The sequence below is a fragment of the uncultured Tateyamaria sp. genome (assembly GCF_947487805.1).
Lineage (GTDB): Bacteria > Pseudomonadota > Alphaproteobacteria > Rhodobacterales > Rhodobacteraceae > Tateyamaria.
The window spans coordinates 179322-192903 of record NZ_CANKXW010000006.1 but is presented as its reverse complement, the minus strand read 5'-3'; the positions used below and the strand labels follow the sequence as shown (position 1 = coordinate 192903).

General features: G+C 63.3%; 14 protein-coding genes. 6 read left to right on the top strand and 8 right to left on the bottom strand.

Annotated elements, in window-relative coordinates; translation table 11 throughout:
- Positions 1-50: 50 nt before the first annotated feature.
- The 6 genes from Q0949_RS15540 (at position 51) to Q0949_RS15515 (ending at position 5935) form a co-directional block, all read left to right on the top strand.
- The gene (locus tag Q0949_RS15540; RefSeq protein WP_299374209.1) at positions 51-791 is read left to right on the top strand and encodes an SDR family oxidoreductase; all 741 of its coding nucleotides are present in this window, start codon (positions 51-53) and stop codon (positions 789-791) included.
- 156 nt (positions 792-947) lie between these two features.
- Positions 948-2303 (top strand): hypothetical protein, encoded by a 1356-nt coding sequence (locus tag Q0949_RS15535; protein WP_299374207.1) that lies wholly within the window; start codon positions 948-950, stop codon positions 2301-2303.
- A gap of 89 nt (positions 2304-2392) precedes the next feature.
- Entirely contained in the window at positions 2393-2743 is a 351-nt protein-coding gene (locus tag Q0949_RS15530) for a cupin domain-containing protein (protein ID WP_299374205.1), read from the top strand.
- A 42-nt stretch (positions 2744-2785) separates the two neighbouring features.
- Positions 2786-3790, top strand: a complete 1005-nt coding sequence (locus Q0949_RS15525) for a P1 family peptidase (RefSeq protein WP_299374202.1) — start codon at positions 2786-2788, stop codon at positions 3788-3790.
- Complete coding sequence (locus Q0949_RS15520; protein ID WP_299374199.1) at positions 3777-4568, top strand: alpha/beta fold hydrolase; 792 nt, start codon at positions 3777-3779, stop codon at positions 4566-4568. The genes Q0949_RS15525 and Q0949_RS15520 overlap by 14 nt, the downstream gene beginning before the upstream one ends.
- Before the next feature lie 11 nt (positions 4569-4579).
- A complete protein-coding gene (locus Q0949_RS15515) occupies positions 4580-5935 on the top strand; it encodes a tetratricopeptide repeat protein (RefSeq protein ID WP_299374197.1) in 1356 nt (451 codons plus the stop codon).
- A 67-nt stretch (positions 5936-6002) separates the two neighbouring features.
- On the opposite strand, the gene dxs is transcribed toward Q0949_RS15515, so the two are convergent.
- The 8 genes from dxs to bchZ form a co-directional block, all read right to left on the bottom strand.
- Positions 6003-7934 (bottom strand): 1-deoxy-D-xylulose-5-phosphate synthase, encoded by a 1932-nt coding sequence (gene dxs, locus Q0949_RS15510; protein WP_299374194.1) that lies wholly within the window; start codon positions 7932-7934, stop codon positions 6003-6005.
- Between the two features lie 244 nt (positions 7935-8178).
- Positions 8179-9300 carry a photosynthetic reaction center cytochrome PufC gene (gene pufC, locus Q0949_RS15505; protein ID WP_299374192.1) on the bottom strand — a complete coding sequence of 374 codons (1122 nt, stop codon included), beginning with the start codon at positions 9298-9300 and terminating at the stop codon, positions 8179-8181.
- A gap of 1 nt (position 9301) precedes the next feature.
- Positions 9302-10288 carry a photosynthetic reaction center subunit M gene (pufM, locus tag Q0949_RS15500; protein ID WP_299292977.1) on the bottom strand — a complete coding sequence of 329 codons (987 nt, stop codon included), beginning with the start codon at positions 10286-10288 and terminating at the stop codon, positions 9302-9304.
- A gap of 4 nt (positions 10289-10292) precedes the next feature.
- Positions 10293-11156, bottom strand: a complete 864-nt coding sequence (gene pufL / locus Q0949_RS15495) for a photosynthetic reaction center subunit L (RefSeq protein WP_299374189.1) — start codon at positions 11154-11156, stop codon at positions 10293-10295.
- Between the two features lie 144 nt (positions 11157-11300).
- Positions 11301-11459: a light-harvesting antenna LH1, alpha subunit gene (gene pufA / locus Q0949_RS15490; protein ID WP_159975336.1), complete on the bottom strand. Its 159-nt coding sequence runs from the start codon at positions 11457-11459 to the stop codon at positions 11301-11303.
- A gap of 14 nt (positions 11460-11473) precedes the next feature.
- Entirely contained in the window at positions 11474-11617 is a 144-nt protein-coding gene (pufB, locus tag Q0949_RS15485; RefSeq protein WP_299146378.1) for a light-harvesting antenna LH1, beta subunit, read from the bottom strand.
- 186 nt (positions 11618-11803) lie between these two features.
- Entirely contained in the window at positions 11804-12031 is a 228-nt protein-coding gene (pufQ, locus tag Q0949_RS15480) for a cytochrome PufQ (RefSeq protein WP_299374186.1), read from the bottom strand.
- Positions 12028-13551, bottom strand: coding sequence for a chlorophyllide a reductase subunit Z (bchZ, locus tag Q0949_RS15475; RefSeq protein WP_299374183.1), 1524 nt, complete (start codon positions 13549-13551; stop codon positions 12028-12030). Before bchZ ends, pufQ begins: the two co-directional genes overlap by 4 nt.
- Positions 13552-13582 lie beyond the last annotated feature (31 nt).

Genomic DNA, 13582 nt, shown 5'->3' with positions numbered 1-13582 from the left:
CGAACGGACGTTCAATGGCCGGACACCAAACGGCGGTAAAGGGGGATCCAATGCAACTCGAAGGCAAAACCGCACTGGTCACCGGGGCCGCATCCGGCTTTGGCGATGGCATCGCCCGCGCATTCGCCGCCGCAGGCGCGCGCGTCATGGTGGCCGACCTGAACGGCGACGGCGCACAGGTCGTGGCGGATGACATCGGCGGCCATGCGGTGCAGGTCGACGTGGCCAATGGTGCCTCCGTCCAGGCCATGGCCGACGCCACGCTTGCCGCCTTCGGGCACCTCGATATCCTCGTGAACAACGCGGGCATCACGCACTTACCCCAAGCCCTTGAGGACGTGACCGAAGACGACTTTGACCGCGTCCTCGCGGTGAATGCCAAGTCCGTCTACCTCACCGCCCGCGCGCTGGTCCCGCACTTCAAATCCCGCAACACGGGCGCAATCCTCAACGTCGCCTCCACCGCAGGCGTGTCGCCCCGCCCCCGGCTCAACTGGTACAACGCGTCCAAAGGCTGGATGATCACCGCGACCAAGGCCATGGCGGTCGAACTGGCCCCCCACGGCATCCGCGTGAACGCCATCAACCCGGTGGCGGGCGAAACCCCCCTGCTTAAATCGTTCATGGGCGAGGACACCCCCGAAATCCGCGAGAAATTCCTCTCCACCATCCCCCTGGGCCGCTTCTCCACCCCGCAGGACATGGGCGCGGCCGCCACCTTCCTCTGCTCCGACGCCGCCTCGATGATCACGGGCGTGGCGATGGAAATCGACGGCGGGCGGTGCATCTGAACAAACGGGTCCAGTTTTCCATTCCCTTCCCGGTCGCAGGCCCTTTCTCCCAACAATCGAACAAGGGAAATCAAACGCGATTTTGCGCGAATTGCATATGGATTGACGGATACTGCGCAAACCTCTCTTATACTCGGCAGTAAAAAAGAGGTTTTCATGACCGGCAATTTGCCCGAATATCTCGTACAAGGCGAGCAAGCGCGCCTGTTTCCAGTGCTTTCAACGACCTCCAAAGAAGGTCGGACGACATCAATCGTGCTTGCATGCATGGCGAAAGTATCAGAACTCGCAACCGCGCTTTTGGCCAGCATCGATCAAAAAGTCGGGGTCCGTTCACAAATCGACACTTACACGGAAGTGGTGTGCAAAAACCAAACCGAGAAACTGAAGGACAGGCCAGATGGCTTGATCGTTTTGCGCACCGGCAGCCGTGAATGGCGCGCTTTGGTCGAAACCAAGATTGGAAATAACGAACTCAGTGCCGAGCAAATAGAAAGATATCGGCAGCTGGCCAAAAACAATGGAATTGATTGCGTTATCACAATCTCAAATCAATTCGCGACAACACCACAGGCACATCCTTTACCGGACGTTACAAAGAGCCGTTCCAAAATTCCCGTGTACCACTGGTCATGGATGTACATCCTGACCGAAGCTGACCTTCTTCTGACCCAGGACAATGTGGCGGACAAGGATCAGCGGATACTGCTGAATGAAATGCGACGGTTTCTGTCTCACGACAGTGCGGGCGTCAAAGGCTTTGACCGGATGCCAAAGGAATGGACGGAACTGAACAAACTGGTGTCAAGCGGCGGCACCATATCAGCAAGATCAGCAGATGCGCAGGTCGTGCTTTCTTCTTGGCATCAGGAAACCCGTGATCTTGCGCTCATTCTCAGTCGTTTGACTGAAACAGGTGTGATTGAGCGCCTAAGCCGAAAAAACCGGAACGAACCCGCACAGCGGCTGAAAGATGAATTGACACACCTTTGCGAACGACAGCAGCTCACCGCCGTCCTCGAAGTGCCAGATGCGGCGGCACCGATCGATATTACCGTGGACATCATGCGGCGCAGCATCGACGTCGGCATGACCCTGCGCGCGCCCGAAGACAAGGTTTCGACAAAGGCACGGGTCAACTGGATGCTGCGTCAGGTCAAGACATCGAATGTGGACGGGGTTTTCCTAAGACTTCTTTGGCCGGGAAAGAATGACCCGACCCAGCACAGCCTCGCCGAGATCCGAGAAGACATCGACATCGTCACGTCGGGCAAGGAACATCTGGCACCCCATAGTTTCCACATTTTTCGTTCTCAACGGTTGGGTGGGCGTTTCACGCAACAGACAAACTTCATCGCCGATCTCGAGGACTGCGTACCGGTCTTCTATCGCGACGTGGGAAGCAACCTGTCCGCGTGGAAACGAAGCGCGCCAAAGATCAAGGATGATCGACCGACGGCTGGCGAAGTGTCAGCGATCGCGGTGGATTCGGAAGGTTTCGACCCGGCATAGGCGCGCAGGCCCACGGCACACTCGTAAGGTCACGCCCCCTTGCCGCCCCTCCCAATACCGGCATGATGGCGCCACAACAGGAGACGCCCATGCAGCCCATCAACCTCGCCGCCAAACTGGCGCAATTCGACAGCCACTGGGACCCGCACGTCATCGCCGACTACAACAACAACGAGGTGATGGTGGTCAAATTCCAGGGCGCGTTCCCCTACCACCTGCACCAGGACACCGACGACTTCTTCCTCGTGCTCGAAGGCGAAATGGTCATGGACCTCGACACCACCAGCCACACGGTCAAGGCGGGCGAGCTGTTCATCGTGCCCAAGGGCGTCACCCACCGCCCCCGTGCCGACCACGAATGCAAGGTCCTGCTGATCGAACCCGCAGGCGAGCCCAACACCGGCGACCCCGCGACCGCCGCCGCAAAACCGCGCATCTGACCCTTCATTGTTCCCGAAAATATGCCCGCCGGAGGCGCAAAAATGATCCCAGGCCCGCACAATGCGATCACCGATATCTCCGGGCTCCGCGTCGGCAACGCACAAGACGACGCGCTGAAATCCGGCGTGACCGTGCTGACCGCCGATGCGCCGTTCACCGCCTCGGTCTCCGTCATGGGCGGCGCGCCCGGCACCCGCGAAACCGACCTGTTGGCGCCTGACAAATCCGTGGCACAGGTCGACGCGCTGGTCCTGTCCGGCGGCAGCGCTTACGGCCTCGACGCCTGCTCCGGTGTGGTCGCGGGTCTGCGCGCGCAAGGGCGGGGCTTTCGCGTGGGCGACGCGATCATCCCGCTGGTGCCGGGGGCGATCATCTTCGATCTGCTGTCGGGCGGTGACAAGGACTGGGCCGACACGCCCTATCCCGCCCTCGGGCGTGCGGCGTTTGACGCGGCCACGGATCACACGGATATCGGCACAGTGGGGGCAGGCACCGGGGCGATGACCGCGATGATGAAAGGCGGGCTCGGCACCGCGTCCCTGCGCCTCGACACCGGGGCAACGGTCGCGGCGCTTGTCGTCGCCAACCCGATGGGCAGCGTCACAACACCCGGCGACCGCCATTTCTGGGCCGCCCCGTTCGAGATCGACGGCGAGTTTGGCGGGCTGGGGCCTGACCCAGCGTCAGGGCTTGGCCGCAGCATGGACAGCCGTAAACTGACCGCCATGCTGGAACGCGCCAACACCACCATCGCCATCGTCGCCACCGACGCGACTCTCGACAAGGCCCAGTGCCAGCGGGTCGCGATTGCCGCCCATGACGGGATCGGCCGCGCCTGCGTGCCCGCGCACAGCCCCGGCGACGGCGATCTGGTCTTTGCCGTCTCCACCGGGGCCATGGCGCTGACCGCACCCACTGATCTGGGCCTCATCGGCCACGCGGCGGCCCTGTGCCTGACGCGCGCCATCGCGCGCGGGGTCCATGCGGCCACACCCGCACCGGATGACCTCTTGCCCACATGGGGACAGCTCAATGCCGACATTTGACCGACCCGACATTGCCCTGCACTACGAGGTGACGGGCAAAGGCCCGCCGCTTTTGATGCTCGCGGGGTTCATGTCCGACCACGCCAGCTGGACGCCGCTGGTGCCCCGGCTCAGCGACCAGTTCACCTGCATCACGCCCGACAACCGCACGACGGGGCGCACTGCCCCCTGGGATGCGCCGGTGTCGATTGACCTGATGTGCAAGGACGCGCTGGCGCTGATGACCCACCTGGGCCACGACCGGTTCCACGTGATCGGGCACTCCATGGGCGGGATCATCGCGCTGCACATGGCCCAAGAGGTGCCGGGGCGCATGGCCTCGACCCATATTGCGGCCTCGGCGCCGGTGCGCCTGCCGCGCAACACGGCGCTTTTTGCCAACCTCATCGCGATCCGGCGCAGCGACGCGCCGCCCGACACATGGCTGCGCGCGCTGTTTCCGTGGCTGTTCAATCCGGGCATCTACCACGACCCGGACGCGGTGGATCAGGCCGTCGCCGACAGCCTCGCCTACCCGCACGCCCAGACGGCGGACGCGATGGAACACCAGCTGACCGCCTTGCGCGGGTTTGACGGCACGGCGCTGGCCAGCCCCACCTGCCCCACGCAGGTGCTGATCGGGGCGCTTGACCTGATCGTGCCGCCCGATCACATCCTCGCCGTGCTCAGCCACCTGCCGCACCATATCATCCAGACCGCCGGGCATTCGATCCACTGGGACGCGCCCGACGCGGTGGCCGATCTGCTGCTGGCCTATGCCGCCAAACACCCGATCTGAGGGGGGACATCATGCACGACCTCTACGGCCTGCCCATCACCTGCACCGATGCCGCCACACGCCAGGGCATTGACGACTTTGTGCACGGGTTCATCAGCTTTCAGCCCAAGGCCGCCAACGTGCTGAAGGCGGCAAAGAACGATCCCGCCAACGGACTGGCCAATGCCTATGCCGCGATCCTCTACATGCTGCTCGAGGCCCCCGTGGCCCCGAAACTGGCGCAGCCGTTTCTCGACAACGCGCTGGCCGCCACGGGCCTGACCCCGCGTGAGGACGCCGCCGTCGAGGCCGCGCGCCTTTTTGTCGCCGGTGAGATCCCCAAGCTGATCCAGCTCTGCGAGGCCACGGTCAGCGCCCATCCCCGCGACATGGTGATGCTGAAACTGGGCCAGTACCACACGTTCAACGCGGGCGACTTTCCGGCCATGCTGCGCGTCGCGCAAAAGGCGCAGCCGGGGGCCGCGGACATCGCCTATGCCCATGGGATGCTCGCCTTTGGCTTTGAGGAATGCCACCTGCTGGACGATGCGGAAGCCGCGGCGCGCCACGCCCTGTCCATCGACGCCAGCGAGCCCTGGGCGCATCACGCGCTGGCGCATGTCTACCTCACCCGCGGGCAGGTGGCCGAAGGCACCGCGTTTCTGGAATCCGTGGCCCATCACTGGGCTGACCTCAACAGCTTCATGCACACACACAACTGGTGGCACCTGGCGCTGTTCTACATCTCTGCGGGGCGGACGGATGACCTGCTGGCGGCGTATGATACCCATGTCTGGGGCCTGTCCAAGGACTACAGCCAGGACCAGGTCGGCGCGGTGTCACTGCTGGCGCGGATGGAGTTCGCGGGCGTCAATGTGGGCGACCGCTGGGCCGACGTGGCCGATCACGTGGCCAAACGCGGCGCGGACACGACAAGCCCGTTCCTGACGCTGCAATACCTCTACGCCCTTGGGCGCACCGGCCGGCCCGAGGGCGAGGACCTGCTCAAAGCCATCGAGGCGCGCGCCGAGGACGAAAGCCGCCACGACTGCGCGGTCTGGCGGGACGTGGCGCTCTGGGCCGCGCACGGGATCGCGGCCCACGCGGCAGAGGATTACGAGGACTGCATCCGCTTTCTGGGCAAGGCCCTGCCCCGTCTGGCCGAGGGCGGCGGCAGCCACGCGCAGCGCGACCTCTTTGAACAGATCCATCTGGACGCGCTGATCCGGTCGGGACGCACGTCGCAGGCGCAGCAAGTGCTGGAGATGCGCCGCACCTTCGACCCGGATGGCGTACCGCTCAATGCGATGCTGGCCGAGGTTTATGACCGGTCCGGCCTGCCGGATCAGGCGGCGGCGGCGCGCGCGCGGATTGGGGCGTCTGGGTGATTTTTACCGGCGGAGCGAGGGGCCAGCCCCTCGCGCTCCCCGGCATATTTTCAGAACAATGAAGGGCTCAGGCGCCGGGTTTCAGGTCGATCACATTTGTGGCGGTCTGGCCCATGGCGTCGCGGACAGTGTTTGCGATGTCGTCCGCCGTGAGGCCCGCATCGGCGTACATCTCGTCCGGGCTGGCCTGGTCGATGAAGCGGTCGGGCAGGTGCATCGTGCGCAGCTTGAGCCCGTGATCCAGCAGCCCTTCGGCGGCCATCGCTTGCAGGACCATCGCGCCAAACCCGCCCATGGCCCCTTGTTCGACCGTGACCAACAACTGGTGGCGGGCGGCGAGATCACGGATCAGGTCCATGTCCAGCGGCTTGGCAAAGCGCGCATCGGCGATGGACACCGACAACCCGTCCGCCTCGAGCCGTGCGGCGGCGCGTTCGCAGGCGTCAAGATGCGTGCCCAGCGACAGGAGCGCCACATCCGTGCCCTCCTGGATCATCCGGCCCTTGCCGATCTCCAGCACCTCGCCCCGTTCCGGCATCTCGACCCCGCGCCCATTGCCGCGCGGATAGCGGAAGGCGATGGGGCCGCTGTCATGGGCGGCGGCGGTTGTGACCATATGCACCAGCTCCGCCTCGTCGGCGGCGGCCATGACCACGATGCCCGGCAGCGACGCGAGGTAGCCGATGTCAAAGGACCCGGCATGGGTCGCGCCATCGGCCCCCACGAGGCCCGCCCGGTCGATGGCAAAGCGCACCGGCAGACCCTGTAGCACCACGTCATGCACCACCTGATCGTATCCGCGTTGCAGGAAGGTCGAATAGATTGCGCAGAAGGGTTTCAGCCCGCTGGCCGCCATCCCGGCGGCAAAGGTCACGCCGTGCTGTTCGGCGATGCCCACATCAAAGACGCGGCCCGGAAACCGGTCGGCCATCTTGTTCACGCCGGTGCCCCCCGGCATCGCCGCCGTCACCGCCACGATGGCCGGATCGCGCGCGGCCAGATCGGCCAGCGTCTCTCCGAACACGGAGGTGTAGGCAGGTGCGTTGCTTTTGCCTTTGGACTGTTCGCCGGTTTCAACGTCGAATTTCGACACGCCGTGATACTTGTCCGCCGACCCTTCGGCGGGGGCATAGCCCTTGCCCTTGACCGTGCAGGCGTGGATCAACACCGGACCCGTCGCCCGCGCGCGCGCACCGCGCAGAACGCTCAGCACCTGATCCATGTCGTGCCCGTCGATGGGGCCGATATAGTCGAACCCCAACTCCTCGAAAAACGTGCCCTTGCTCTCCACACCGGTCACCATCTCGCGGGCGCGGCGCGCGCCGTCGCGCATCGGTTTGGGCAGGGCCTGTTCCATCCCTTCGGCGATGGCGTGCAGCGGGGCAAAGGGCGAATTGCGGCTGAGGTTCGACAGATATGTGCTCATCGCGCCGGTGGGGGGCGCGATGGACATCTCGTTGTCGTTCAGGATCACGAACAGGCGGCGGCCCTCGTGGCCTGCGTTGTTCAGCGCCTCATAAGCCATGCCCGCGCTGATCGACCCGTCGCCGATCACGGCGATCGCGTCGCCCGTGGGCATGCCCATGTCGCGGCCGACGGTGAACCCCAGAGCGGCGGAGATCGAGGTCGAGGAATGCGCCGCGCCAAAGGGGTCGTAATCGCTCTCTGACCGTTTGGTGAACCCGCTCAACCCGTCCTTCTGGCGCAGGGTGCCCATGCGGTGGCGGCGCCCGGTCAGGATCTTGTGCGGGTAACACTGGTGGCCCACGTCCCAGATCACCTTGTCGCGCGGCGTGTCGAACACGGCGTGGATGCCCACGGTCAGCTCGACCACTCCCAGCGAGGATCCCAGATGTCCGCCGGTGCGGCTGACCGCTTCGACGACGTCGCTGCGCAGCTCATGCGCCAGCGTGGACAATTCGCCATCCGACAGGCGTTTAAGGTCGGCGGGGCCCGCTACGGTGTCCAACAGGGGTGTCTTGCTTTTGTGGTCAGTCATCGGCGCACATCCTTTCATCGCGTGCCCCGCCCGCCTTGCCAACGGACCCTTGGGGCAAAAAGGCGCCGTGCCTGAGGGAATCACGCACGACGCCAGGGTTCCTGTAGCCAACAGGAAGGGAACCGGGACCCGATGGATCCCGTGCCCGGACCAAGGAAGCCAATGGTCCGCGCCTGGCGGTGCGGGGCACGGTCGGCACCCGGCACCATCTTGGTGCAGGGCGGGGTCGCCCCCGCCGCTACGGTTACTCGTAGACCGGCGCGTCGCTCGAGGTCAGTTCGGGCCAATCGGCGGTCATGTTCATACCTTGCAAGGGCCGCTGATAGCCCTTGTGGCAGGTCCGGCAGGCCGCCTTGGGCGCATCGGCATAGATCGGGCCAAGGCGGTTTTCGGGATAGGTGTCCTTGAGCGGGATCAGGTATTCCTGATTCATCTCGATCACCATCTGGCGGCCCTGCTGGGCGATGCCCCACTGCGGCGTGTATTGCGCCGCGTCATAGAACGCCCGGCTGTTGTGACAGAACACGCAGTTCACCCCCAGCGAGTTCGAGAAATAGTTCATCAGGGAGAACGTCATCTCGGTCTTCTGGATCGTGTGCACATCCTCGGTCAGCCCCGGCACACCGGCCACGCGGCTTTCCAGATCGTGCACGTTCACCTCGCTGTCATAATCGGTCAGATAGACCTCGAGCGCGGAGGACGGCAGCGATGTCGATGTGCTCATCGGGGTGGCGCGGTTCTGAACCGCGGCCCAGCCCCCTGCCGCCTCGTTCACAGGGGTGACGTTGAACCAGATGTCGCTGGGCACGTTCTGACCCCGGTGACAGGTGTAACAGTTCACCCCGACCTCGGCGACGGCGTTCACATGCCCATCCCAGTTCTCGTTGATGTTCTGGGTCATCTGGATCATGCGACGGCTGACCACCTTGGTGTACAGATCATCAGACCCGTATTCCGAGATGTCGACATCCCCGTGACAATAGGCGCACCCCTCTTCGGGACTGACCCACTGGGTCATGGCCAGCATCACGCGGTTGAAATTGTCATCCGTCAGATCGCCCAGCACCTGGACATTCTCATAGATGTCCTTGGCCAGTTCTTCGCCCCCCTCGGGGATGTATGGCTCTTCGGTGTAATACGCCTCGATCGTCGGATCGGCGGCGGTGCGGGCCACGTTGTATTCCGGCACCGACATGCCCGTGCCACGCGGACCGGTCTGCATGCTCTCCGTCTGGTACGGATTGCCCCAGGTCACGATCAGTGCCGCGGCAAAGATCGCCCCGCCAACCACACCCACCGCAATGGCAGGACCAAAGATGTTGGTCGGATTGTCCGCGTTCCATTTGTCAAACCACTTGGGAAACATATCAGTTCTCCTTCCCAATGAAGGCTTCGTACGAGCCGTAATCTTCGTAGCCGTAAGCCCCGTCATACATCGGCGCGAAATTGTGCTCCTGCGCCCAGATGAACCAGTTGTCCACGACCGTGCCGGTCAGCAGGATGCCAATGCCACCGGTGATCGGGGTCAGCACCGCAAACCACCAGGCCCAGCGGTGAATGCCCTCCATCGTGGCGTTGAACCCCATGGTCCAGCGCCAGAACAGGGCCGCACGTTCCGTCGCCGTGCCACGGTCATAGATCTGCTCCAACTCGCGGTCGCCGCCATAGCGGGTCACCGCCAGAATGGTGCCGCCATGCATACAGAACAGCAGGACAGACCCATAAAGGAACACGATGCTCAGACAGTGGAACGGGTTGTAGTAAAGGTTGCCGTAGCGGATCGAAAACGCCGTGGTCCAGTCAAGGTGCGGGAAGATACCGTAAGGCACCGCCTCGCTCCACGATCCCATCAGAACCGGGCGCAACAGACCCAGCACAAGGAACAGCCACACGGCCGAGGCGAACGCCCAGAACACGTGCTTGCCCATCTTGTGCTCGGCCGCCAGCAGATAGCTGCGCAACAGCCACGTCATCACCGACACCAGCAGGAACAGCGAGGCGATGATGTACCACCCCCCCTCGTCCAAGGGCGGCATCGACAGACCGTATTCAGGCGATGGCGGCTCCAGCGCCAGCCAGAACAGCTGCCGGATGAACTCGGGGATCGAATAGCCGACCTGCGCCAGCATGTTCAGACCCACGATCACGAACCAGATCAGACCCGTGGCCAGCGACACCATCCCGGTCCAACCCAGATAGATCGGCCCGATCTGCGCGTTGCCCACAAACCCCGCGAGGGTCGAGAAAAACGGCTTGCCCACGCGCTCCTGCAGCATCTCGCCGCTGTCATCCATGCCCCATTCAGGATTGCCCTGAACCTGCACCTGCGTGAAAATGTTTTGATACTCGATCATCTGATCACCCCCCAAAACCGGATTGATAGACAGGCAACGGATCGGTGCCCCAGATCGGCAGGTTCAGCCACCAGTTCCACCACTCGGGCCAGCCGGACGTCCAGATCGGGCCAGAGATGATGATGCAGACCGCGGAAAAGAACACCGCGTTGATCGCCAAGAGCCAGCCCAGACGGTGAATGCCGAGCGGCCCGATGGAATAGCCGATGAAGTCGCGGAAGAACGTATCTTCGTGATCCGGCGTCAGGGCCGTGGTGCCCTCTTCGGGATTGGCCGCCGACAGGATCAGCGCCCCGTGCAGCGCCAGCGCCAGCGTCGTGGTAAAGAACAACGTGACCGCCAGCATATGCGCCGGATTGTAGTGGAAGTGCAGATAGGCGTAGCCCGTGTTGCTCACCCAATCGAGGTGGCTGAAGATCCCGTAAGGGAACCCATGACCCCACGCACCCATCAGCAGCGGGCGGAAGATGACCAGCGTAACATAGGCCAGAATGGCAAAACTGAAGCCGATGGGCACGTGGTATCCCATGCCCAGCTTGCGGCAAATCTCGACCTCGCGCAGCGCCCAAGAGATGAACGCGCCCGTCGCACAGAAGGTGATGATCTGCCACAGACCCCCTTCAAGCAGCGGCGCCATGCCCAGACCATAGCTCAGGTCGGGTGGTGCGATGTTGATGAGCCAGGGATTGAACGTGCCTTGCTGGGACGCGCCCCAGAAAATCAGCACCGTGCCCAGCAGGGTGAAAAAGGCGGTCGTGACCCCGAAGAACCCCACATAGAAAGGGCCCACCCAAAAGTCGAACAAATCACCGCCGATCAGCGTCCCGCCACGGACGCGATACTTTCTCTCGAAGGACAGCAAGGCCATCTTCTCAATCTCCGCAGTTGGCGGCGCGGCACCGCCATGGCGCCAACGACCGTCTTAGAAAAATCGGTTGGTTTGTTGCGGGCAGGCGAGGACGCACTGTTCGCCCCGCCCGCAACTTTGCTTGTGATCCGCTTCGCGCGGGTCTTACTGGGCGCTTTGCGCGGCCAGCTCGAACCAGTTGAAGTGGTCCGTGCTCAGCAGGACGAGGTGAATCATCGCCGCCAGCAGGAACAGGAAAACGCCTTGTGCGACAAACACACGACGGGGATCAAAGATGAGCCAGATCTTGTAGAACTTTGCCATTTGCTAATCCCTCCTCAGAACCACGGACGCCAGATGAACACTGCCAAGTGAGCGACGACGGCCACGGCTGAAAACAGCCAGAGCCCGCTCATATAGACAGCGTGCAGCTCTTGCGCCTGCTCGTCTGTGAGACCTGTGAAAGACAGGTTGTCAGCCATAAGAATTCCTCCGGAATTGCATGCTGAAGCCGCGCACCCCGCGGCCGGGTCCATTGGGGTCACCCCCTCCGGGCTCTGTCCACCTGAGATCAGGCGTCCAGTCTTGGGTCACAGCAGGCGCACACAGGCTGGGACATTCGGTGGCGCGGCCCGAGGGGCCGGCGCAGATATGCAGGTCGTCGCGGATCACGCGTTAAAGATCATCGGCGTGATGATCCGGGCCTGGGTCCACGCGCGGGCCATCGGGCCCTTGTCGGTGAACGACCGCGACTTGATCGCGGCCAGCGCCCATGTCAGGCACGCCAGCGGCAGCGTCGCCACAAAGATGATCGCGAAATAGACCATGAACTCGGTCTTTTCTCCGCTGCGTTTCTTCGGCGCGTCGGTGCTCAGGTTCGACGTCATGTCAGTCATGGTGTTCCTCCCTCGGAAACGTTGTCTGACGACCCGGCCAATGCAGGGTCCTTGTCCTCTGTCGATCCGGCCAGAGCCGGATCGAGAGCGCGCACGGTTTCAATCACAACCCGGTCCGCACCGCTTGCGAGGGCTGCTTGCTCAGCCGCATCGCGTAGGGTCTTTGCCGCGGAAATTCGGGTCAGGATGGGGTGCTGGGCGACAATGCGGTCCAGCATGGCCTGCGCGTCGTCATCCCAGGGGAAATCGCGGCGCAGGGTCGTCGGTGTGGCCTCGGCGGCATCCATGTCGGTGGCCAGAGGCAAAATGTGGAACAGCGCATCAAAAAGCCCGTTGCAGACTTCCTGAATGAGGTAGGTCGCGCCGGCATAGCCCATGAACGGCGTACCCGTCGCCCGCCGGATCGCGGCACCGGGGAAAGACGCCGGGATGAACGCCGGGCTCGGCCCATGCCCGCCCTTCAGCTCGGCCAGATACATCTTTTCATTGATCGACCCGAACACCACCAACGGGCGCTTCTGGCCCATCCAGGCCCGCACTTCCTCGTTGTTGGTCTTCTTGCCCGCCACCCGCGCGGTGGCAAAGGCGCAAGGCAAGCCCATGTCGTCCTCAAGAAACAGGCGCAGCCCACGGGCATAGGTCTCGTTCGCCACCACCGCGAAACTGGCGGTGGCAAAGAAATCCTGCGTCACGGACCGCCATAGATCCCACACAGGCTTGAGCGTCGAATGCTTCTCGCGCTGGATAAAAGGTTCGGGGTCGAGGCCCACCAAGGTCCCCAGTGCGCGCAGGAACTTGGTGGTACTCTCGACCCCTATCGGGGCTTGTAGATACGGCTTGGCAAGAAGCTCGCACAACCCGCGCCCGAACTCGCGGTACATGCAGATGTTCACATCCGCATTTACCAGATCTCTCATTTCGGCCACATGCGCGCCCAGAGGCATCACCATGTTGACCTCGCAGCCGATCCCTTCGACCAGCCTGCGGATCTCGGCCAGATCGGATGGCATGTTGAACGTGCCATACATCGGACCGAGGATATTCACGCGAGGACGCGCACCTTCCTCGCGTTTCTTCTCGGGCGGCATCCGACCCTTGGTCATACCGAACTCGGTAAAGATCCAGGTCATCGCCCGATCCGCCGCTTCCCACTGATCCTCATCAATGGTGCGCGGCAGGAATCTCTGAATATTCGTGCCCATGGGGGTCACACCCCCGCCAATCATCTCGGCAATCGACCCGGTCACAACGACCGCAGGCAGCGCCGGATCCAGCGTACCCCAGGCCCGCTTCATCGCGCCCTCGGTGCCGTCCCGTCCCAGCTCTTCCTCGCCCAGACCAGTGGTCACAATCGGCAACTCATGCGGCGGCAACGCATCGGTGTAGTGCAACACAGACGTCACCGGCAGGTTCTCGCAGCCCACAGGGCCATCAATCACACACTGCAACCCCTTCACGGCACAGAACGCATAAACAGCGCCCCAATAGCCCCCGGCCCGATCGTGATCCATGATCAGCATGAGGCACCGCCAGTGGTGGGCAACATTGCCC

What these genes read in the sequence shown, in the direction of transcription:
- Q0949_RS15540 (WP_299374209.1), top strand. Translation starts at nt 51, where the DNA reads ATGCAACTCGAAGGCAAAACCGCACTGGTCACCGGGGCCGCATCCGGC.
- Q0949_RS15535 (WP_299374207.1), top strand. Translation starts at nt 948, where the DNA reads ATGACCGGCAATTTGCCCGAATATCTCGTACAAGGCGAGCAAGCGCGC.
- Q0949_RS15530 (WP_299374205.1), top strand. Translation starts at nt 2,393, where the DNA reads ATGCAGCCCATCAACCTCGCCGCCAAACTGGCGCAATTCGACAGCCAC.
- Q0949_RS15525 (WP_299374202.1), top strand. Translation starts at nt 2,786, where the DNA reads ATGATCCCAGGCCCGCACAATGCGATCACCGATATCTCCGGGCTCCGC.
- Q0949_RS15520 (WP_299374199.1), top strand. Translation starts at nt 3,777, where the DNA reads ATGCCGACATTTGACCGACCCGACATTGCCCTGCACTACGAGGTGACG.
- Q0949_RS15515 (WP_299374197.1), top strand. Translation starts at nt 4,580, where the DNA reads ATGCACGACCTCTACGGCCTGCCCATCACCTGCACCGATGCCGCCACA.
- dxs (WP_299374194.1), bottom strand. Translation starts at nt 7,934, where the DNA reads ATGACTGACCACAAAAGCAAGACACCCCTGTTGGACACCGTAGCGGGC.
- pufC (WP_299374192.1), bottom strand. Translation starts at nt 9,300, where the DNA reads ATGTTTCCCAAGTGGTTTGACAAATGGAACGCGGACAATCCGACCAAC.
- pufM (WP_299292977.1), bottom strand. Translation starts at nt 10,288, where the DNA reads ATGATCGAGTATCAAAACATTTTCACGCAGGTGCAGGTTCAGGGCAAT.
- pufL (WP_299374189.1), bottom strand. Translation starts at nt 11,156, where the DNA reads ATGGCCTTGCTGTCCTTCGAGAGAAAGTATCGCGTCCGTGGCGGGACG.
- pufA (WP_159975336.1), bottom strand. Translation starts at nt 11,459, where the DNA reads ATGGCAAAGTTCTACAAGATCTGGCTCATCTTTGATCCCCGTCGTGTG.
- pufB (WP_299146378.1), bottom strand. Translation starts at nt 11,617, where the DNA reads ATGGCTGACAACCTGTCTTTCACAGGTCTCACAGACGAGCAGGCGCAA.
- pufQ (WP_299374186.1), bottom strand. Translation starts at nt 12,031, where the DNA reads ATGACTGACATGACGTCGAACCTGAGCACCGACGCGCCGAAGAAACGC.
- bchZ (WP_299374183.1), bottom strand. Translation starts at nt 13,551, where the DNA reads ATGCTGATCATGGATCACGATCGGGCCGGGGGCTATTGGGGCGCTGTT.